The organism is Streptomyces sp. AK08-02, assembly GCF_033795085.1.
Lineage (GTDB): Bacteria > Actinomycetota > Actinomycetes > Streptomycetales > Streptomycetaceae > Streptomyces > Streptomyces echiniscabiei.
In genome coordinates, this window is sequence record NZ_JARAZV010000016.1 from 269,389 (window position 1) to 292,135 (window position 22,747).

12 protein-coding genes are annotated in these 22,747 nt (G+C 62.7%); 8 read left to right on the forward strand and 4 right to left on the reverse strand.

Features of this window, described 5'->3' with window-relative positions:
• Positions 1-451: 451 nt before the first annotated feature.
• The 8 genes from dpdE to dpdD are packed head-to-tail and all read left to right on the forward strand — an operon-like array spanning position 452 to position 18,175.
• Entirely contained in the window at positions 452-3,763 is a 3,312-nt protein-coding gene (gene dpdE / locus PV734_RS32200) for a protein DpdE (protein WP_319293164.1), read from the forward strand.
• Positions 3,753-6,392 (forward strand): protein DpdF, encoded by a 2,640-nt coding sequence (dpdF, locus tag PV734_RS32205; RefSeq protein WP_319293166.1) that lies wholly within the window; start codon positions 3,753-3,755, stop codon positions 6,390-6,392. The genes dpdE and dpdF overlap by 11 nt, the downstream gene beginning before the upstream one ends.
• The gene (gene dpdG, locus PV734_RS32210; protein WP_319293168.1) at positions 6,392-7,300 is read left to right on the forward strand and encodes a protein DpdG; all 909 of its coding nucleotides are present in this window, start codon (positions 6,392-6,394) and stop codon (positions 7,298-7,300) included. The genes dpdF and dpdG overlap by 1 nt, the downstream gene beginning before the upstream one ends.
• Positions 7,293-10,430, forward strand: a complete 3,138-nt coding sequence (gene dpdH / locus PV734_RS32215) for a protein DpdH (RefSeq protein ID WP_319293170.1) — start codon at positions 7,293-7,295, stop codon at positions 10,428-10,430. The genes dpdG and dpdH overlap by 8 nt, the downstream gene beginning before the upstream one ends.
• Entirely contained in the window at positions 10,427-11,113 is a 687-nt protein-coding gene (locus tag PV734_RS32220) for a hypothetical protein (RefSeq protein ID WP_319293172.1), read from the forward strand. Before dpdH ends, PV734_RS32220 begins: the two co-directional genes overlap by 4 nt.
• A complete protein-coding gene (gene dpdJ / locus PV734_RS32225) occupies positions 11,110-15,612 on the forward strand; it encodes a protein DpdJ (protein WP_319293174.1) in 4,503 nt (1,500 codons plus the stop codon). The genes PV734_RS32220 and dpdJ overlap by 4 nt, the downstream gene beginning before the upstream one ends.
• A complete protein-coding gene (gene dpdK, locus PV734_RS32230) occupies positions 15,609-16,130 on the forward strand; it encodes a phospholipase D-like domain-containing protein DpdK (protein WP_233443719.1) in 522 nt (173 codons plus the stop codon). Before dpdJ ends, dpdK begins: the two co-directional genes overlap by 4 nt.
• A complete protein-coding gene (dpdD, locus tag PV734_RS32235) occupies positions 16,127-18,175 on the forward strand; it encodes a protein DpdD (protein WP_319293176.1) in 2,049 nt (682 codons plus the stop codon). The genes dpdK and dpdD overlap by 4 nt, the downstream gene beginning before the upstream one ends.
• Positions 18,176-18,235: 60 nt before the next feature.
• On the opposite strand, the gene dbpB (PV734_RS32240) is transcribed toward dpdD, so the two are convergent.
• The 4 genes from dbpB (PV734_RS32240) to PV734_RS32255 are packed head-to-tail and all read right to left on the reverse strand — an operon-like array spanning position 18,236 to position 22,556.
• Positions 18,236-19,333, reverse strand: a complete 1,098-nt coding sequence (gene dbpB, locus PV734_RS32240) for a DGQHR domain-containing protein DpdB (protein WP_319293178.1) — start codon at positions 19,331-19,333, stop codon at positions 18,236-18,238.
• A 48-nt stretch (positions 19,334-19,381) separates the two neighbouring features.
• Positions 19,382-20,623, reverse strand: a complete 1,242-nt coding sequence (dpdA, locus tag PV734_RS32245) for a tRNA-guanine transglycosylase DpdA (protein WP_046914113.1) — start codon at positions 20,621-20,623, stop codon at positions 19,382-19,384.
• A complete protein-coding gene (gene dbpB, locus PV734_RS32250) occupies positions 20,620-21,762 on the reverse strand; it encodes a DGQHR domain-containing protein DpdB (protein WP_046914114.1) in 1,143 nt (380 codons plus the stop codon). The genes dpdA and dbpB (PV734_RS32250) overlap by 4 nt, the downstream gene beginning before the upstream one ends.
• The gene (locus PV734_RS32255; RefSeq protein ID WP_319293181.1) at positions 21,762-22,556 is read right to left on the reverse strand and encodes a hypothetical protein; all 795 of its coding nucleotides are present in this window, start codon (positions 22,554-22,556) and stop codon (positions 21,762-21,764) included. The genes dbpB (PV734_RS32250) and PV734_RS32255 overlap by 1 nt, the downstream gene beginning before the upstream one ends.
• Positions 22,557-22,747: the final 191 nt, after the last annotated feature.

Sequence of the window (22,747 nt, forward strand, 5' to 3'; positions counted from 1 at the left end):
GTGCCGAGTCCAGACGTCGAGACTCTGGCCGAGATTGAGTGCACTGCCGGAGGCATATGCATCTTCCGGTGTCGCGAGGCTAGTGCGCCGAGAAGCAGCAAGGGGAGCCACCTTGCGTGAACTGGGGCAGGTCATATAGCCATCAACTCTGCGCGACAGCGCAGGCCGGCGTTGACGTGCACACTTCATGCTTGGTGCATGCAACCTCAGCGCAAGGCTCCGTTTCGGACGTATTTTGTGGCGCGTTGCACCTCGCGATGCCGACCTGAATGACCATTTACTGATGATTTGCGTTACTTGTCGCGTCGACCTTGCGTCACCGGCAGCGCAATTGCACCCCCCTTTCGAATGTGTATACGAATTTTCGCATTACTCCGTCAACCGCGTTGTCAGTGGCTGCCCCTAAGCTCATGTCAGTCGTTAAACCAGCAGGTGGGGGGCGAGTAGAAAGATGCCTTCGGGCTTCGCAGTCGGGCACCTTGTCGAGTTCAAAGGGGCGCCTGGAATCGGCCGTGTAGGAGCGGTCAACGGTCACACTCTCCGCATCGACTTCTTCGAGTCTGTCGCCGAGCCGGAAGTCGAGTCACGCACGGTGCCAGCAACTGCATGCCGGCACGCCGTACTCCAGCGGGAGACTCGCGTCTTCTGGCGCAATCCGAACACGGGCGCCTGGCTGGCCGGACGCGTCCAAATGGCTCAACGCCCCATGTACTTCGTACACTTCCCCAATACAGAAGCCGATCTTCCAGTGCCGGAGGCCGAGCTTCGCGTCCGGTGGGACAAGCCCGTGCGCGACCCTCTCCAGGTGCTGGTCTCCGGTGGCAATGAGTCCGGTTACTTCCACAACACGCGGCTCCCCCTGCTTCACAACCTCGTCGGTCAACGCGCAGCCAGCGCGAGCACTCCCGCCCTACTGTCGTCCGCGGTGGAGATCTACCCCCACCAGATCCATGCCGCACTGACCGTGTTGTCCGACCCTGTTCAGCGGTACCTTCTCGCCGATGAGGTCGGACTTGGCAAGACCATCCAAGCTGGCTACGTCATCCGGCAGACCTTGATCGACAACCCGCGCGCCCGGGTGACCGTACTTACTCCCGAGGTCTTGCGGCGCCAGTGGCGAAGCGAAATGTGCGAGAAGTTCTTCATCGACGACTTCGTAGACGCCCGCGTACGGTTCACATCCCACGAGACGCCGGAAAAGTGGGCCCAATACCACGACAGTGAACTCGTCGTGGTAGACGAGGCCCACGACTTGGTTCATGACGTGGACAACGACGACCCGAGATACCGCGAACTGTGCGCGCTGGCCCACACCGCGCCCAAGCTCCTACTCCTGTCCGCCACTCCAGTCACGGCAGGCCCGACAGCCCATCTCGCGCTTCTGCATCTGCTCGACCCTGCCCTGTACGGCTGGGAGAACCGGGACGCGTTCGAGCGCCGTCACGCACTGCGCGAGATACTCGCGGACCGCGTCTCCGGGCTCGATGACAAGCTGCCTCCTCTCCTGCCATCCACGATCGACCGCATCAGGGACGTCATCCCCGAGGACCCGCTCTTCGAGGCCTTGGCACCCCAAGTACTCGATCTCCTCGACGAATACGACGAACTCGCCGACGACGCGGACGCTCCCGAACTCGCCCTGCGCGTGGAAGCGCTCCGCGCTCACATCAGCGAGACATATCGACTGGACCGCCGGGTAATTCGGCATCGCCGAGCTCGCATTCTTCGCGACGACGAAGAATCCGACCTGCTCCCCTACGTAGTCCGCGGTCGGGTTCGCCCCCAAGTCCTCGGCGAGGGATCGCTGCACTCCTTGGCCTCGGAGACCCTCCGCACCTGGCGGCGGTACACGTGGGATCACCTCCTCGATGAGAGCCTCGATGACCGGCAGACCGAGTACGGTCTCCTCCTCGGCATCCTCACCTCGCGACTCGGTGGCCCTTCAACGGACTTCCTTGACGCGATGCGGTGGCGTGTACGCCGAGACACACAGGCGGCAACTCGCGCTGGCCTCACTGATCAGGAGCGTGAACTGCTTGTAGGCGCGCCTCAGTTCGCGCACGAGGTCGCGCTCGTGGAGCGGCTCGAAGCAATGCTTGACCAGGGTGGTCTGAAGGACGAGATGGACGAACTCGTTCACGCGCTGCTGCCTCTGATCTCGAAGGCCGCCAGAACCGTGATCTTCGCGGGACCCGGCTCACTCGCGTCGGAGCTCACGGCAGAATTGAGCCGTCGCCTTCCCGGCACCTCTATCGCCGAGCACACTCGGCGTGCCGGCTCTGAGGCATCGAACCAGGCCGTAGACGCGTGGCGGGCGCAACGTAGGAAGAACACTCGGGCCACGAGGAGCACGGAGAATCCGCCCCGCATTCTCGTCGTGGACGACTCAGCCGACGACGGTCTGAACCTGCAGAGCGCGGACACGGCAGTGCACTTGCGCCTTCCCTGGTCGCCGAATCGTCTTGAGCAGCGTCTCGGCCGCATCGACCGATACCCCGACTTCGAGGCGACCGGACACGATCCTGCCGACCAGTTCGTCCTTGCCGACACCGAGGAGTTCAACGGCGCCTGGCTGACCCTGCTGCAGGACGGCTATCAAATTTTCACCGAGTCTGTGTCCACCTTGCAGGACCCCATCGCAGTGAACCTCTCTGGTGTGTGGTCCAAAGCACTCGTGCAGGGACCAGAAGGGCTGGCGAACTCCACACAGGAGATCTCGGCCCAACTCGGAGCTGCTCGGGCCGCCATCGCGAAATTCGACAGGCTCGAATCCGTCCACGAGTCCTCTGCTTACGAGACGGATATCGCCGCTACCCTCGGTAAGTTCGAGCAACCGTGGCGCAAGACGCAAGACGCTCTCCTGATGTATGCGGGCGACGAAGCCTCCGGCATCAAGCTGCGCCACTGGACCCGCATCGAACGCGGCTGCGAGCGCCACAAGTTCAACCTCGCTTCGCAGCCCCTGGTCTCGCCACACCTCTACCAGGCGTTGAAAGCCAAGGTGCCCTCTGAAGCCGCCGAAGCAGCGTTCATGAGGGCCGCTGCGCTCCGCGCCCCAGGCACGCGCTTGTACCGCATCGGCAATCCTCTGGTCGACATGCTGGCGTCGGTGATCTACACCGACGACCGCGGTCAGGCCACTGCCTTCTGGCGACTTGATCCACTCCACCGGGGAGAACTGGAGCCGTACTTCGGCTTCGACCTCGTGGTGGAAGCCGACATCACAAGCGCCCTGGCGCTGGTCGACAACGAGCAGAAGGCACGCCCCGCGCTGCAGCGGCAGGCAGATCGGATCCTCCCACCCTTCACGCTCAAGGTGTGGGTTCCCGCAGGCAGCACGAAAGCGGTCACCGACGAACAGACGCTCAGGTGGCTTGAAAAGCCGTACGACAACAGCAAGGACCACAACTACAACTCCAAGCTGATCCGTGAACTGATCGATCTCTTTGGTGGCTGGAACTACTACGAGAAAGCAGCAAGGTCGGCCAACGGAGTCGCCCTTGATGAACTTGAGCGAGTGACGGACCTTGCAGCCCACTGCGCCCGCGCGCAGCAGTCGGCTCGTCGTCGTCTCGCCGTGGCCAAGGCCCAAGCCCAGTCTCGTCAGGCGGCCGGACACCTCCTGGGAGACACCGAGAGCTACCTGTTGGACGTGTCCGTCGCGGATGCCCTCGTCGAAGGGCTGACGCGGCCGAACGTGAGGCTCGTCGCGGCCACGTGCATCGTAAAGAGCGGCTACAGGAGAGTCCGGCATGACTCGTGACGCACGCAACGCCTTCCTCCGGCAAGGTGACCTGAACGTCGACAGTTGGACAGGAGCCCGCGAACTGCTTCGTGCCTGGCCTTCGGTCCCGCCGCTGAACGACGACAGCCGGGGCACACTACGGCGGCTCCGCGACGCCCTCGCCGGCCTGGAGAGCGGAACATCCGGATGGAGGGATGTGGCGGCCCTCCTGCGCCAGGTCCTGCTTGAAGCGCAGGCACGCGGAAACAACACAGGCCTCGTCGTGCCCAGCCACCCTCTGCTTCCCTCTCACGAGCAGTGGTCCGAGATCCACTGCGATGCGATGCCGAACGAACGCGGCTTGTACATCACCGCAAAGCCGTGGCATCCGCCTGTGCCTGAGAGCGACGCTGCAGCGGTGGCTCGGGTGGATCTTCGACAGGTACATCTTGGGCGAGACGCAGAGCACCGCCGCCACCTTGAGCCCTACCCTGGCGATCCATTCTGGAGGGAAGCCCTCGGCCCCGCTCGCGACCGGTACTTGTCGATCGGGCAGCGGCAGGCCGCGCGCGCGGTTGCGCTCGCGCAGCCGGGCAGTACCGTGATCATTTGCTTGCCCACGGGCCATGGGAAGACCGATGTCATCCAGGCCCCGGCCATCCTGGCGAGCCGGAGCGCCGGCGTCTCCGTCGTCGTTGTTCCCACCGTCGTTCTTGCCCTCGACATGGAACGCCGTACCCGGCCGCTGATGGAAGCGCAGGGATGCCCAAGCCCCACAGGACGCTATGCATACGTCGGTGGCTTGCCCGAAGACGTCAAGCGGCAGCTCCGTGAGGATATCCGCACCGGCCAGCAGCGCCTGGTATTCGCTTCGCCCGAGGCACTCGTCAGGGGACTGCGCAAGCCACTCGAAGAAGCCGCGGAAGCCGGTCTGCTCAAGTACTTCGTTATCGACGAAGCTCATCTCGTCGAGCAGTGGGGCAACGGCTTCCGACCCGAGTTCCAGACGATGTCCAGCCACCGCCGCACCTGGCTTAGCAAGGCTCCCGACGGCCTGGCCCCTGTCACTGTGGCCATGAGTGCCACCCTCACTACTCAACAGGTCGGTACGCTCGAGGAGCTCTTCGCCGGACCAGACGAAGCTCAGGTTGTCTGGGCTTCACAACTCCGCCACGAGCCTACCTACTACATCAGCGCATCCGAAACGCTTCAAAGTCGACAGGATTCGGTCCTTGAGGCCGTGTCGCTCCTGCCTAAACCCCTGGCCTTGTACGTCTCCACAGTGAGAGACGCAAAGGAATGGGGGGAGCGCCTCCGGGCCTCTGGGTTTTTCCGCGTAACTCAAGTGACCGGTGACTCAAGTGACCAGGACCGCCGCGATGCCGTTGAGGGCTGGGGAGGAAAATCAACCGAAGACGACAGCAGATTCTCTACCCGCTTTGACGTTGTCGTAGGCACTTCAGCTTTCGGTCTGGGCGTAGACCTGTCGGACGTGCGAACTGTGCTTCACGCATGCCTGCCCGAGACAGTCGACCGGTACTACCAAGAGATCGGCCGTGGTGGGCGAGACGGAAACCCGTCTGTCGCCTACATGGTGACGGCACCCGGGGACCGAGACATTGCCGAGGTTCTCGGCAGCGAACCAGTCATCACCTCTGAAAAGGCGCTGAAGCGTTGGGACGCCATGTTCCGGCGTGAACAGCAACTCGGCGGCAGCCGTTATCGTCTCGATCTGGATTCCCGCCCCAGCCACGTCAGTGAGGACTCCGAAACCAACAGGTCCTGGAACGTTCGCGTCCTCAACCTTATGGTTCGCGCCAAGCTGATCGAACTCCACGTACCTCAACCGCCCCAACGCGAAGAGGGAGAGCTCGAATCCGTATGGGCAGAGCGTGTAGACGAGTTCAGGAAAAATGTGGGGACACGGGCTGAAGTCACCATCAAAGACCCTCAAGTCAACACTGCGGAGCGATTCATATCTCGCTTCGAGGCGGAGCGGCAGAAGCTTCTGGATCACCAGAAGAAATCCCTCACGGGTCTGGAAGAGGCACTCGGTGGAAGTCAGTGCATCGGTGACGTACTCGGAGAGTACTACCGCCTGCGACGAGGCCGAACTTCCCTGCCTACCCGTGTCACCTGCCGTGGTTGCCCGAACTGTAGGGCGACCGGGCGCCCAGACAAGTCCGGCTTCTACAGGCTCGCCGGGGAGCCTCGTCCGTGGTTGCGCTTCCCGGTACCTCCTCCCAACGATCCACTGGCCCGCTACCGTGACGGTCTGGCCTGCTTGAGCTTGTGGTGGGAGGGCGAGCAGGAGCAACGTCTCCATGTACCCCGCCTCCTGGAGCGACTGGTGCGCCGCGGGATCGCCGTCGTAGGCGGCCCTGGTGTTACGACACGGTGCCGGGATGTACTCCGTAAGGCAGCCCGTACATACCCTGTTGTGTTCGATGAGGATGCCGAGTTGCTGAAGTCATGGGCTGGCCCTGTGGTGTGGATCCTGGACGACTCGCCCTCACTGGACTATGACACCGCAGCACGGTTCAGTTCAGAGGACATCACGTACCTCCTTCACCCACGCCACACTCGACACCCGGATCGGACCAACGATCCGCTGATCGATATCCACCGCGCCAAGCTTCCGGTCTTCCGCGCCTTGGAGGAAATCTGATGACGCTCCTAAATCCCCGCGGCGCAGCCTTGCCCACTCAAGCATGGGCAGTCGTGCGGTTGCTCGCCTATTTGGAGAAGGCAGTATCGTTGGAGGAGGCACGTTCTCTGCTGTCCCCGCCGTCAATTCGCGGCGAGAAGACGAAGGACAAGCCGCCCTTCGACAAGGCAATCAGCACTCTCGACGAGTTGGGCCTGATTCGGATCGAGGGCGAAGATCAGCATCTCTCTCTGGCTGGTGCCGCTACGACACTTGACGGGCAGGACGTATCCGCGTTCAACTCCGTACTCCGCCAGGCGGTTCTCGATCAGGCCAAGAACACTTCGCTCGGCGATTCTGCCGACCAGACCGGACCTCGCGACCTTACCCGCGCACTGGCCTGGCTGCTCTCGCTGGATCCGACAGATCCGATGGACTGGTACAGGGTGCAGAACGACCAGCGAGAAGCGTTGCGGCCGGAGGCAGGTCCCGTATTCTCCAACGAAACTCGGTGGAACCACTTCAACTACTGGGCCCCCGCTTTGGGGTTGGCCGCACCCCCGCTCTTCCAAGTCGAAGGAAGCGCAAACAGACTTGTACCCGATTGCACGACTGCGGTCCGACAAACGGCGGCTGAACTGCAGCAGACCGAGGTGAGGATGAACGCTGTAGAAGTGCTGCGAATCCTTCGTGAGAGGCTTCCCGTGCTGCCGGGCGGCGCACACTCACGGGCTGTGGGACTCCGTTCTCCAGGTGACACTACGGCCGGCGCGGCTCTCTCCTTCGCGCTGCTGCGTGGCGAAGACGAGAAGTGGTTGCGCCTTGAGCACGACGATGACGCACAGCACGTGCTCCAGGTTCACGACCCGGACAGGTCATCTGCGCGACCGGTCAGTGCCATCACCATCCTGGAGGCCATCAATGGCTGACTTCCGCGGCATGCTCTGCTGGGACCAGCCGACCGCATCTGCAACGATCAACACCGAGGCCATCAGCCCCCACCGGTCCGTCTTCCTTGCCACGCATGCACCTTTGCGCATCAAGCGTGCCTTGGTCTCAGAGGACAAGCAGGTGCAGCCGATCGGCGATCTGATCAATGAACGGTCTGTAGTCAACGACTTCCTCACCAAGAAGTCCGACTCAGGCGCCCTCCTCATGCTGGTCCTGGGAGACTCAGGATCCGGTAAGTCCCATCTAATCCGATGGGCGCGCGAGAATATTCCAACGTTTGTTCCAGATTCGGACACCCACGAGGTCATCTACCTCGAACGCTCCATGACCAGCCTCAAGGCCGTGGTCAAGGCTCTCATCGCCAAGGCGGACAGCAGTGAACTAGCGCAACTCAAGGAAGATGTCGACAGGTTCACTGCCGACATCGATCAAGAGTCGCTCGGCCGTCGCATCCTCAATGAATTGAGTGAGCTTCTATCCGCGACAGTGCCGAAGGATATCCCGGGACCAGGACGGGTACTTGCCGGCCCAGGGAGGCTGGCAGCGATGCTGCACGACCCGTTCATTCGACAGCACATGTTGTCGGAAGGAAAATTTGTTCCGCGGCTTGCGGCTCAGCTTCTCAGGGATCGCCGCAGTGGGCAGGACGAGCGTCCTGAGACCTTCACTTTTGAAGACTTGCCTCTGGATGTCGACTACGACAACGCCGCTTCAGATATGGTCGCTCGCCTGCTTAACCAGATCGCCACGCGAGACGACCTCCAGGCCACCGCCGTGGACCTACTCAACAAACATTTGGAATCTGCTGTTAAGAATGCGGCCAACCTTGGCGCGGGGCGTCTCTTGGACGCGATGATGCAAGTCCGCGAGGAGTATCAGCGACGCGGAAAGGAAATCATCCTCCTCATCGAGGACTTTGCTCTCATTCAGGGAGTCCAGCAAGATCTCTTGGACGCTGTGATCGAGGCAGCAAATCGGGACGGAAGCACGTCGCTCGCCCCCATCCGCACGCTCATGGCTGTCACGCCGGGCTACCTGGAACAGATTCCGGAGACGGCGCTCACCCGAATCCGGGCTACCGCTGGGTACGTCTACAACCTGGATGTCCCCTTCAGTGCGACCGACACCGGAAGCCAGGAAATCTCTTCGTTCGTCGGACGCTATCTCAACGCAGCCCGCGTAGGCCGGGACGCGCTGGAGCGCGCTCGCGACGGCGAAACACCCAACGCGTGTGAAGGTTGTCCTCTCCAGGAACGATGCCACGACGCCTTCGGTGTCACGCCAGAAGGGTACGGCCTGTATCCCTTCAACTCGTCTGCTCTCGTCAGAACCGTCCACTCAACCGCAGACCCGAAGAAGCCATGGTCTTTCGTTCCTCGAACCGTTCTCGGCAGTGTCGTGCGACCGTTGCTGATCGATCACGCCGAATCTATCCGGCGAGGTGAATTCCCAGACTCTGAATTTCGACGCCGGTTCTCGAGGGCTGACATCGATAAAGTGTTGAGCCGAGAGGCGCATGCCTTCATTGACGAGAACGATCGCGTCGACCCTGAGCGACGAAAGTCCCTTCTTTTGTTTTGGGGAGACGCTCCCGCGGACGCCAATGCGATCGATGGCACGATCCTGGAAGCGTTCTCTCTGCCTCCCTTGGACGGCCAATCGCGGCGGATCCCGACAGGGGCACGTCCACCTTCGATGCAGAGGCTTCTCGACGAATCCCTCGACAGGGAAACCGAGCCTGCTTCCGACACGGACAACATTCCTCGATCTCTCAAGAAGAAGCTGGAAACGGTCAATGTTTGGCTTACCGACGAAGAAGTCCTAGACAATTCCACCGCACTTAACGTCCGCACTATCATCGCGACGGCCGTGCTGCAGCGATACCGCTGGGAATCACCGCTGATGCACGAGCAAGGCAAGCGAGTGATGGTAGGAGTAGGAGGGGCTTGGCCCAATAACGCAACAGTGGTTTCAGTAGCTGGGGCGGACGAGCGCCTGGCCGGCGCTGCTGACGCGCCCATCCGCTTCGGACGCACAGCCAAGGACAGCTACTTCTTCGAAAGCCTGCTGTGCGCCGAGTCGGGCAAGGGACAGGTCAGAAGCCAGGACATACGGCGTCTCGCAACCTACGCCGACCAGTACGCGCCAGCCCTCACGTCACGCGTTCAACGTCACCTGGAGATCTCCGACGAGCAGTTGGTACTTGGCCTACGTGCTTCTCTACTCGGCGCGATGCTCGCCGGCCAGGCGTACCCGGGGATGGAAGCCGCCGCGCTACTCACCGCTGTCCTGGACGAAGGTCAGGGATGGGAGCGGGCGGACGTTGCGTTGAGGACAAAGCAGTGGAACGACATCTTGAAGCGTCACCTGGATGCGCGTCCTGTTCTCGTTGAGCGGCTCAGGGAAGCCGTAGGTGTCGCGCAGGGCGTGAACGGGGCCGTGCGGATGATTGACGCTGCCCGCATGTTGCCGCTACTCAAGCGGACGACATCTCAGTGGGAATGGACGCTCGACAGGACACAGGTCCCATCGTGGGTGCAGAAGGCGGTCACCGGCTTCTCCGCACTGTCTGTCCTGGTGGACGAGCAACTGAACCTGCTTGAGAACCAGTTGGGGGAGATCCGGCAGCGGCACCCTCGCGGCACCAACAGCGCACACACGCTCACCGCGATCGAGGGCGCCCTCACCACGGCCCAGGAGGTCGGCGGGCTGATGCCACTCGGAACGGACCAAACACTCCGCTTCGAGTCGCTCCTTGAGCGGGGCAAGCAGGTCGAATGGACCGCGGTGTCCGAACTGGAAGACGACCTCGCCCGAGCATCGGATGAAAACCGGACTGACCGAGCTCGACAGGCCGCTCGCATTGCTGCTGCAGCGCAGGACCGTGGAACAGCCATCCAGGACATCCATTTCTTGCTCTCCGAGAGCGAATCGTGGCTGGAAGCTGCGCTCAGGAGGGCTGACGCGCGAACGGGCAGCAGTGCAGTCGACAGCGTCTCTCTCGCTATGCAGACCGTGCTCGGTGAATGGAATGAGGTAGCACGATTGGCCTCTGATGCATCGAGGTCAGCCGAAGCCTCCGCCACGCTGGAAGGAGACGCCGAGTGACACAGAGACCTGTGTATGAGATGGCGCTGCAACTGCAGGATCGAGCCCGGCAGTTGGCTGAGGGCGAGGCGGGCGCGAAGGAGGCAGCCCGGGTTTCGTCGCGTATCAACGAACTGAGTGCACGCCTGGCGGATCTCCGGAAGGAAGTCACAGTGGCGCTCGCCTTGAAGAACCAGGGCGCAACAACGGGCCCCGGCCTCTTGGCGGCCAGCGACGGGCTTGAGGCGTTCGCGCGGAGGGCTCAGAACGGGTGGCCTGGCGATCAGGCTTTCAACACGGCCAGGCGGAAGGTCCAGGCGGCAGCCGACGCCATCCGAGAAGAGAACCTCGCAGCATGGACCGAGTGGTCAGGTCGCCAGTTGGCTTCGCTTCCTCTGGCACGGATTCCGATGCTGCCTCCGCAGGAGCAAGTATTGGCTCGATCGCGACGTACTGATCTTGAACGTACCGCGTCAGCCAAGGCCGTTACCGCCGGGGACATCACCCTATTCGTGACCAAATGCGAAGCACTCGCAGAAGCACTGCGTGATGCGAAGGAGCCGCCAGCGGAACTCCTCGCGCTTCTTGAACGACTCGACCGTCGCCCGGCTCCAACTCTATTCGACATCACGAACCAGGAAATTGCCCTCTTGCGTGAATTCGCAATGGATGGCCAAGTCGCACTGACAAGGAAGGGCGCGTGACACAGCTTATCAACCAAGGGTTCGCCAATGCGCTTCTCAACCGGCTGGAAGACCGCGAACTCCCCCTGCTCTCCTGGGGAGTGACGGAGAGCGCCCTCTCTGAAGCTGAGGTTTTGGAGACCATCGACGAACTCCTTGTCACCCGACAGGACGCACCGGCCGGGGCCTCGACCGACGAGGTGCTAGAGGAGTGCCTCGATCGCGCCCTGCTGTTCGAAGTGCCCGTCCCCGTTGTCTCGCCTCCGCGGTACCGCACCCGGCTGGCCGAGACCCTGAGGCTGACTACCGGGCTACGACAACTCTTTGCGCGAGGCGGATGGGCCAGCCAACCCGACCGGGGCTGGTGGCGGCAGCAGAAGCGTCTGGTCGCCGACTACCGACTCCACGTCGCGCCGCGCCGCTACCCCCGCCGTGACATCCCCGCAGAGGATGCCCTGGCGGAGCTGGCCCGCCTTGACCAGTGGCGTGACCTGCAGCAGCACGTCGCGGCAGCCCACGTGCGGGACTACAAGCTGGCTCGCTTCCAGTTGGACGCCACGCGCACCGTGTTCAAGGCGCTCGGTGGTCCGCGATCAACGGGAATCATTGTCGGCGCGGGTACGGGTAGCGGTAAGACCCTCGCGTTCTATCTGCCGGCATTCGCGGCGATGGCGGAGCACGCCCGTCCTGGTACAACGTCCCGGGTACACACCCTTGCCCTCTATCCCCGCCTGGAGCTCCTACGAGATCAACTCCGGGAAGCAATTCGTGGGGCCGACGGCATCGAGGGAGCCCTGCGTGCGCAGGGACGTCGTGCTCTGCGTATCGGCGCGCTCTATGGCAACACCCCTTGGAACGCGCGGGACCTGAAATTGGAACCGGGTGGCAGGGTGGCCGGAGCGTGGGCGCGAACCTCTGAGGGGGCCATTTGCCCGTACCTCCCGTGCCCAAATCCCGAATGTGGGACCGGTGACTTGGTGTGGTCCGACAGCGATCGGCTCCAGGGGCGCGAGCAGTTGACCTGCGTGAAGTGCGGCCACACCATCAAGGATGGGCGCCTCGCACTCACGCGCGAGTCGCTCAAGGCCAACGAGCCAGATCTACTCTTCACCACCACCGAGACCCTCAACCGCGCCAGTGCTGACAGCTACCTCGAGCGCCTGCTCGGGTGGCGCGGAGGCAACCCTGGCCCCGCCCTTGTCCTCCTTGACGAGGTTCACACGTACACCGGCGTACACGGGGCACAGGTCGCCCTCCTTCTCCGTCGTTGGCGTGAAGCGGTTGGCCGGCCCGTCACATTCGTCGGTCTGAGCGCCACGCTGCGAGACGCCAGACACTTCTTCGCCCAACTGATCGGGCTGCATCCGGGCGACGTCGAGCCGATCGAACCGGCTGAGGACGCCATGGAGACCGAAGGCCGCGAATACGCGCTCGCACTACGTGGCGACCCCGTCGCCGGCGCCAGCCTGCTGTCCACATCGATCCAGACCGCGATGCTCTTCGGACGCACGCTGGACCAAGAAAGTGACCGCTTCCTTTACGGCTCAACGGGTTTTCTGTTCACCGACGACCTCGACGTAACCAACCGTTTCTACGACGATCTCCGTGATGCGGAGGGAGGTCAGTACCGGTCCGGCGGTCGCAGTGGCTGGAAGCCTGTGCTGGCTGGCCTTCGCTCCCCAGATCGGGACGAGCACGATGCCCGCTACCGGGATGGTCAGTCCTGGGACATGGTCGAGAAGATCGGGCACGATCTCGATCCTGGCCTTCGCCTCCACCACCTACGGATCGGCCGGACCTCGTCACAGGATGTGGGCGTCGACCACAACGCGGATCTCACGGTGGCCACGGCCTCTCTTGAAGTCGGCTTCAACGATCCTCGGGTCGGGTTGGTCCTGCAGCACAAAGCACCCCGCGACGCCGCCGCCTTCATCCAGCGCCGCGGTCGCGCCGGGCGTCAGCGCGGAACCCGTCCGATCACCGTGGTCACACTTTCGGACTATGGTCGAGACCGTCTTGCCTACCAGGCGTACGAGACGCTGTTCGCCCCGGAGGTACCGGCCCGAACGTTGCCCATCGGCAACCGGTTTGTGCTGAAAATTCAAGGCACTCAGGCCCTCCTGGACTGGACTGGCCGCAAGCTCCGCAGCAGACGTCAGTGGGCGGACCCGCGCAAGCTGCTCAAGGCGCCCCGCGGCGGCGTCGTGCGCCAGGAGGATCAGGCGGCAAGCGAGATGCTCGCCGAGTTGCTCCAGGCGCTCCTGGACAATTCCGGTCTCCAGGATGAACTCGCCAACCATCTGGTGCGGGCTCTCCGTATCAGCGCCGACGAGGCTCAAGCATTGCTCTGGGAGCAGCCCCGCTCGCTCCTCCTGGCCGTAGTGCCGACAGCCCTCCGCCGGCTGCGCAGCCAGTGGCGGCCGCTGCGCGACGACTCGGGGGCCCGGGACGGCGCGATGCTTCCCGAGTTCGTCACCCAGTCGTTGTTCGCACCATTGAACCTGCCAGAGGTGGACCTGCTGCTGCCCTTCTCTGAGGGGGACAGCATCGAGCAACTTCCCATCGCTCGGGCTCTGCGCGAAGCGGTACCGGGGCGAGTCAGCCGCCGCTACGGACACCGCCGTGACGAGCACCGCACCTGGCTTCCGATGCCTCCCGACGACACGGATGTGCTGCCGCTCACTGACATCGTCCGGAGTGGCGATCCTGAAGGAATGTGGTTTCCCCACGGGCACGGCCCTTCAGGATTTCAGGTGTTCCGCCCGCAGCAGCTCATCCTCGATCAACCCCCTCAGGAGATCGACACCCGGTCGCAGGGCATCCCTCGCTGGGGCACGCAGATCGTCGTTCCAGAGGATGCGTCCCTGAGCTCGGCGGACGTTCCAGAGCCTTCGTTGTGGTCGCAGCGCATCGCCTCGGTCAACTTTGCAACCCACGCCGCTGGCAACCCCATCGAGGTTCGGCGCATGACGATGGGGGCAGACTGCGAGATCGCTCGTAAGCGCGGGGACAGTGAGAAGCGAACTGTCCGATACGAAGTGCAGGGTCAACCGGCTGCCCTCGGCTTCCGGCTTGAGGTTGACGCCTTCCGCGTCAGGCTCATGCCGCTGGATCTCACCGAGCCCGCCGTACGGGACTATCTGGATTCTCCACAATGGCGCTCTCTCGCGTTCTCCCACGCCGTCGCCGAGGATCCGACGCTTGCCGAGATCACCAACAAGTTCCAGCGCGAGTGGCTGACTCAGGTGTATCTGACTGCATTCGCCCTGGCCGGCCTGGACGGCACGCGCACCGGTGAGCAGGTGAGGGCCTCACTCGCCGACGGATCGTGGAGCCAAAACCTCGCTGAAATCTTCAAGGTTCTCTACCGGGACAACAGTGAGTCCGAGCAGCCCGTAGACGGGGACCGCCTGGTGGCCGCACTCCTGGAGTTGTCCCACGACAGCCGCGTTATCTCAGCACTCGACGGAGCAGCGGAACTCCTGGTCGCGCCCGACGTCGCCGCGCACACCGAAGAGCTAGCGCAACGCGCATATCGCGACACCCTGGCCGCTGCGATATCCACGGCGGCTCAGCGGGCCTGTCGCGATGCGCAGGACGGCGACCTAATCGTCGACGTGCTGCCCGGAGACGGCCTGGGCGACCCGGCCACCGTGTGGTTGAGCGAGACGTCCATCGGAGGATTGGGGGTCATCGAGCGTCTTGTGCAGTACTACAGCGAAGACCCGCGCCGGTTCTGGGGACTCGTAGCCAGTGCACTTGCCCCCAGCGACTACGAGTATGTCGATGCGACGCTGACCCGTCTCCTTCGACACCTCATTCAGGAGCCCGGCGGTGAGGCCGCGCAGATGATGAATGCTCTGCGCAGCGCAGAGGACTCCACGGCGGCGGGCACCGCCCTCCGAGGGCTTCGGGCGGCCTGGGAGCGTCTGGATGGCCCTCCTCGGCGTACTGCAGTGTCAGCCATGTCGACTCGACTCCTCCGCCCCGGTTCCAGCCCCGACACAGACGCGGTAGCGCTGGGACTTGTCGATGCATGGAGCGAGTTGGAACAGCGCCTCGGCATCGAAATAGACGCACGCGTCCTGGCTTACGCCGCCGGCGCCGGACGCCTCACGGTGAGCAGCTCGCGGGAAGTGACCGCGGACCAGGCGTTCAGTCTGCTCTGGCCGCGCGGGCGACAGGCCAGAACCCAAGATCTCCAGCACTACCAGCCCTATGTCGGGCCCCCTGTGCTGGACCGGCTCCTCGTACAGGCTGCACACGACGACAACATCGCGCAGATCGACGTCACAGGCACCGCCTGGACGCTGGCCTACCAGACGGCAATGTCGGAAGGCGCTGCTGTACAGCTTGTATGTCCAGCCAGGGAAAGCACGGCAATGGCGCAGGCCCTCGTACGCGTGCCGGCGCTGCCCATCGACCGGGACTTCCTGAAGGTGTTCGGCGAAGTTCGCGGGTTCGGGCGCCACAGAGATCAACTGCAAGTGCGAGTGGAACTACGGGAGGCAGCACAGTGAGCGTCCTGGAACGCACCGTCCGCATCGGAGCGCGCACTGGTCTTCGGGTCGATTCGATGCTGTCGGCTGCCTTGATCGCTGAGGCGGTGAACCCGAGCAGTGAACTCTGGTTGGTCTCACCGTGGATTACCGACGTCCAAGTACTGGACAACAGCCACGGCGCCTACGACTCGTTCTTCGGAGATGTTCCGCCACTGGGCTGGCGGCTTTCGGAGGCCCTGACCCGTATCGCGAGCCCTGAGGCACGTGTACACGTGGTCACACGCCCTGCCCCGCATAATGCGGCCTTTCTGCAGCATCTGGAATCGGCCCCGGAACGGGACTACATCCGCATCGTGCAGAGTCCAGATGTCCATGAGAAGACGCTCTGCGGGGAGGACTGGATTCTGACCGGGTCGATGAATTACACGATCCGCGGCATGGCGGTGAACGACGAATCAGTCACGTACAAGGTCGGCGGCCCGGACGCGGGCCAGGCGCGGCTGGACCTCAGGCAGCGGTGGGGGGTTGGCGCGTGAATCAGAGCCAACAGCGCACGCGGGAGCAGACCGAGGAGTTCTTGCAACGATTCTTCGGAACAGGAAACCGTGTCTGGCCGAACCTCGATCCTGCCTACCAGCACGCTGGCCGGACCCTTCCGTTCGTGGAAGCCTTCCGCCGTGGGGACGACGCTCCTATCGTGCTGCCTCGTACCTACCCCGACCGGGACTGGTTCGTGATGTACGTCATCGCGAGAGATACTGCGGACACAGCGAAGACGGCCGACTTGATCCGTTCGTTCGCGGGCCCGACGTACATCGCGTTTGACCCGCTACGGGGACTCCGCCCGGCTCCACTCGCCCCTGATGATCCGGTCGAGAAGGCGATCCTGGACTTCTTCGGTCCTCGCGTCACGTTTCGACTCGACACCGGCAAGACACGCCAGCACCGCACGAACCTCGCTGAGGCGCTGCAACTCATGCAGCGGACCGTCGCAAGCCGGCCCCCCAGATTGTGGCGACTCGCCAAGCCAATGGGACGGCTCCTGGCCGAGTTCGATGCCTCCCTGTCGGCCGGCGGAGACTCCGCTTCGCTCGATGCGCTTGAGCAGTTGGCCGCAGGTGGCGGCATCACGGCAACCAACCTGGCTAACCTGCATATCAAGAGGCTGGACCGGTTGGGGCGGAGCGCGGATGTCCTGGCCTTCCCCGGACTGCTGGACATCGTTCGCCAGAACCCTCCGGCGCCAGTACGGGAAGCGATCCTCAATGCCGTCTATTCAGTGGCGCTGGAGCAGCCGCTCACGGAAAACGACCTCACCGCTGCAAAGAGCAAGCTGGTCGAATCAGGGAGGGTTGTCCCTGATCTGATCCCCAGCGACGCCAGTGCGTACGGGCCGCAGGCAATGACCGTACTGCTGCTGGCGGTTGGAATCCGTCAGGACTTCACTACCCTGCAACGCCTCGCGACATCAGTCGAGGCAAGCGGTCGGGTGGATGAGATCCCGTCTCTCGTATGGGATCACGTCACGGAGTTGCTGCCGACGGTCCAGCCGACAGAAGTCACAGCCGCTCCGGTTCCCGAGCCACAAGAAATCCTGGCTGAACGTACAGCAGTGGCATCGGCGGGGCGCCATGAGCCAGTTACGTCCTGGAGCAGTCTGCTGAGTTCGATTGCCGCAGGCCACGCTGACGGCAAGGCGGCGTTGGAGGACCGTACATGGATGGTCTGGCAGAGCCCGGCCACCGACGATGCGGCGCTTGCCGAGTTCCTGGATGGCTTGCAGGATCACGAGGCGGACAGGGTATGGAGCGCAGTCGGAGCCTTCATCGATGCCGTGGGATACGACGCGCCAGCGGGTCAGACGGCTCACGCGTTCATCCGGAACGCGCTGACCTTCGACCGATTCGGTCCAGGCGATCTTGCTGTCCTGCAGGCGCTGACGGAGATTGCCCTCCGGGCAGCCCCGGCGGAGACGGAGTACAGGGAACTCCTTGAGGAGATCGGATCGGAGCGGAGCCGGTGGGTCGCTGCTGAACGGGCTGCGGTCGCGCTCGACTTCGTCGATCGCCTGTTCCTTGCCGGGTGCCCCAGTAACGAGGCTCGCAGTAACCTGGCGTACGCACTCCTGGAACCGCTCTGGCTGCATCAACAGCGCCTCAACGAGGCGGACTTGTCTTTTGCCCAGCGCCTTTCGCAAGAACTCGGCATCGACTTCGAGTGGGAGCCTCCCTCCAGGGAAGGCAGTGAGGGCGATTCGCCGTCTGAAATCCCGCCCCTGACACTGCTGCTGTATTCCCTGGATGAAGCAGTACTCGCCCGCTGTCGGGAAGAGGTTGAGCGACTCGCGCCGGCCGTGAAGGTAACGACGGCCTCCGACCGTGTCGGCACGCCGCAACTGCGCCAGAAGGCCCGCACGGCTGACGCGATTGTTCTGGCCACGCGCTGCGCGAAGCATGCGGCGACTGGCTTCATCGATCAGCACGCGGTAACCCAGCACATTGGGTACGCGAACGGTAGCGGCTCGGCCTCTCTTCTGCGTGCGGCAGTCGACGAGCTTCGCGCAGCAGCAGCGGAGTCCTGACAGCAAGGTGGCCGCCCCAGGGATCTGGGCGGCCACCTTGCTAGGGCGCACTGTCAGGTACTACCCGCGGACTCGGGCCTGCAGGTAAGTGCTGAGCAGTCGTACGTCGCTGGACGTGTTCTGCAGACTGTTCCAGCGGCGCTCCTGGCCGTCCGGGAACGTCCATGTGCCAGCCGTCCACGCCACATGCTCTTCGAGGCCTCGCAGAATGGAGCGGACCTCGTCCCAGTTGACCTTGTCGACCGGGATATCAGTGGTGAGCCGGTCCATGACGAAGCCCATGGCCTGGACACCCACACCGTGCGTCAGCCTCGACTCCTTCGGGGGCTTGCTCCACGCGTCCTCGAAGATTTTCGAGACTGGCTTCCAGAAGGCCTGGAGGTGCGCGACCATCCGCTCCTCGTCGCCGGTGCCGTCGGTGGCGTTGCGGTACTGGAACAGCGCGCCCTCGTAGATGCTGTGCTCCAGCATCTTCAGCACGCTGTTGTCCTTGATGTTGCCCTTGGGAGACGTAGGGCTGCTGATCCTCCCGCAGAAGGGGCCCTCTTGGGTATTCAGGAGAGACATGATTTGCGCAGCGAGCCGGCGACGCTCATGCGAACGCGGCAACTGCCCGGTCGTCGCGGGCAACAACTCATACACGAGCCCCTTGGGGAGCGGCTTGGTCGAGTTGACCAAGATGAACTGCGACCGCTGCTCCGCCTGTCCGGAAGCAATGAAGCCCACGGCAGCGACGGGGAACTCGGCAAGGTCAGCGTCCCTGATGGCGGCGCTGCGCTGCTGTCCGTCAACCAGCCATGCCGGCTTGTCTTCGTCAGCCAGTGACTCGTCGACGGGGATGACCAGTTCACCAGGAACGGAGTAGTCGACGGATCCGCCGCGGGCTGCGGGAACAAATTTCACTCGCTCGTCGAAGGCGAGGACCAGTGCGTTGGGAAGCATCGCGCCGTCTGACTCAAGGTAACGGCGGATCGACCGGATGTGGCTGAGGACCTCGGGCCGCTGGTACCCCTGCAGCCGCTTCTCGTCGTCTCGGCGGATGCGCGAGACGGCGGCGAAGTCGTGCAGTTTCTTGCCGTCGACTGCGAAGCAGTAGATCTCCTTGCTGCCTTGGCTCACCTTGAGGGCAGGTAGCTTGAGCTCGTAGCGGTCGGCCACATTATCTCCTGTTTAGGGTGCTTAGAGTCTTATGCGCGGTCTGGGTGATTATGTGAACGACAGCTTGCGCATCTTGGCTTCCAGGACAGTCATGTTATGGAATCCGCGGCGCTTGTTTCGCTCTGTTCCGCGGAAGATGACCATTTCGATCTTGTGTTCCTTGCAGAGATCGCATGGGCAGTCGTCCCAGGGGCGATCAGCAAGGGTGGCCTTGTACCGCTCGACGTGCTTCAGCTTCTTTTCATCGCCGAGGAGCGCCTGATAGCCGCGCAGTGCCTCCATGACCTCTTCGGCTTCCGCATTGCGTTCGTCGTACCTGCGCAGCAGTTGGAGGCATTCCCGCTCTGCTTTGATGGCCACCGATTGAGAGACGACGCCGGCGAGGATCAGTCGCTTGAGGGTCAGGTTTCCATCGACCTGCGGAACTCTGATCGCTGTGTAGGAACCGTTAGCAGTGTGGTAGTTGTTGCGCTCGTCCATGAAGGCCTGGCGGAACGCTGAGGTGCTGTCGAAACTTGCGACGTAGTACTTGGAAAACTCTTCCATGCTGTCAACGCGGGTGATCCCGAGCAAATGGAAGTACACCTCATCCGCACGGACTTTAGCGATCTTCTCAAGGCAGGACACGATTTCGGGCGTCTTCAACGGGACCATGCCGCCCAGAGCAATCCGCTTGTAGCCCATTTTTTGGAGCCGAGCGACGCTGTCCGCGTAGCTATCTGGGCTCCATCCCTGAGCAGCGCCAACAGGCTCGAGTTTGTCATCCTCGTTCAGGGTCTTCGCGTTGCGAGCCCTGACGCCGGCGATGAACTCCTCCGCCAATTCTAGCGAAATCTCGCGGCGCTGTGCCCACGCAGGATTGACATCCGCGTCGGAGACTTTCGGATCGTATCCGAAGATCACATGGTCAATGCTGATCCCTGAATTGAATTGGCAGCCGAGGTAGAAATCGAGGACCTGTTCGACAGAATAGGGAGGACGTTCTTCGTCGATATAGTTGAACGCCCCGCAGTCTCCGAGACTTCTCATCGCCTTGGGGAGTCTGAAGAATTCACGCACGCCAAGCCGGTATAGCCGCTCGCGCTGAGGTGCACTATATTTTCCTGCACCCTTTACCGAGCCGTCGACAATGGCCTTGCTGACTAGTATGCCGTCGTATGGGGCAGGCTTCACCGCTTGATGAGCGTAGAGATCGTCTCTCTGTCGAACCCGGTACGGAGAATATTCGTCATTGAGGAAGTCGTACGTCGGACTGACCTGGTCCTGGCTGTCTGGAAAGTAGAATTTCACGATGCGCTCATCCTTGACTCACGGTAAACACGGATCAGATAGTTTGACAGGATGTTGATGTGCTTCGTGACGTTCTCCAGCTCATTCCAGGAGAAGTTGATCTCAGACCAGCGTCCCTTGGTCCAGTGGCAGTGGGGTCCAATAAGTGCGAGTTCCGCCATGACCTTGTCGTAGACGTCGTTCGAGTTGACGTCTACTTCAAACAACACTCGCTCCATGACGCGATCCATGAGTCGCCCCATGGAGCGAATGCCGACGCCATGCATCAGCCGGCTCTTGGTCGGTGAGATTCCCCATGCGTCAGGGAATGTGTCCCTCACTGCAGTCCAGTAAACAACGAGAATGTTGCGGATAGTTGCCGTGTCAGTTGTTCCGCTGGACAAGTTCTTGTAAGGGAAGAGGACTCCGGAAGCCGACAAGGATTCCGTGATTGCCTGAAGGAGGCTGTTGTCCTTAACGAAAGTTTCTGACTTCTTGCTGGCGGTGGTTGACGCCTGCTTGATCAGACCTTTAAAAGGTGAGTCGCTATCCTGGTTCAGCGCATTTACCAGAGTTGCTGGGAGCTTACGGGCCGAGAGCCTCGTGGGCAGTTGGGTGTTCACCTCTGGCAGGAGTTCTGAGACCAAGTTCCCGGGAAGGGGTGACACTGTATTAACGCGCAGGAACTGGTCGCGTTGAATGTCCAGGTCTTCAGCTACAAATCCCGCGATGGTGATTGGCATCTTGGAGTTCCGCGTACGAGCAAGCGCCAGGCTCCGCTGTTGACCGTCGACAATGAGAGCTGGGCGTGGCGCTTCCCGTGATTCCGGGAGGGGAATCTCCAGGGTGCCAATGGTTGCGAGCCCGTCGCTAGGGTTGGGGCCTCGGCTCCCCTTGAAGCGTACCGCCGGGGGCAACGCGAGAATTAGGCCGTTCGGAAAGAGCACGTCGTCGCCGTCTAGGTATTCCAAGATCTGCTTGACGTGTTGCTTCTTCTCGGGGCGCTGATACCCAAAGAGCTTGCCGGCCTCATCACGCGAGATCCGCGCGACGTCGGCTACGAGGTCAACTTCCCCTGCTTCCAGTGCGAACAGGTACAGGGGGATCTTGGGGTTCTGTTCGATGCGCAGGGCCCTGCGTCTGATCAGATTCTCTGTCACTATTCCCCCCTGGTGCGAATGAACAACCCGGCAAACCTGCTCTGCTCGCATGCTCGGCCGCTGTCTCGCAGTGCACGCAAGAGTCGCGTTCGTGAGATGCCGGGCGAGGAGGTGATCTGCTCTTTAATGAAGGCGACGACCTCTTCATCCGACACGGGCTCGCGGTTGTGCTGCTCCGGCTGAGACGTACTCGCCGCCCACTTGCGCCAGGAGTCGTTGGCCGCGGGAGAGGTCAGTCGTTTGTCATCGCAGTACTGGAGCCAGGACGCGGCCATGCGTACGTTCAGGCTCGTCAGGGTTCCGCCGAGCGCATGGCGCAACCCTGCATCGGAGGCGACTCGTTGGATGCCGGGGATCTCTTCGACGCCGCCGACCATCAGAGCCTCGCTTGCCACCGCGCCGAGGGCTCGAAGCTCTGCTTCCATAGCCTTCGCGTAGACCTCGGACAGCACCAGCAGCACTGGCCCTTCCTGGCCGAGTCCCGGCAAGGTCGCGCGGCCAACTCCTTCTTGAAGATGCCGCCACCACTGGACACCGTCTGCCGCCGAGGAAGCGACCGAGTCGGCGTGTCGGGTGCTGAAGGTCGCTGCGTAGGAAGGCGCCATTGCAGAGACTGGCTGCAGGCCGAGGCCGGCGGATGCCACCCACAGTTGCGCATCGAATCCCGCCTTTGCGGCGGCTGCAGTTAGTCGACGCGACTGCGTCCAGTGATCGCCCCGGTAGAGCTCGGTGAGGGAGTGCGTGCGAGTCGCGTTCTCGACACGCTCCTTCCAGAGTGCCGAGCGTTCCTTCACTGTTCCGACCGGGAGTGACCTTGCCTGCAGTGCGGCCTCGGGTGCAGCTGCCTTGCGGTCCGTGCACGTGACGACCAGTGAAAGTTGCCTCACGCGGCTCTGCTCCCGACGCCGATAACTGGAAGTATGTTGGCGTCACTCTACCTGTCAGTTTTCGCGTAAGCTGCAGCGGTACACACAGAGCTAACTAG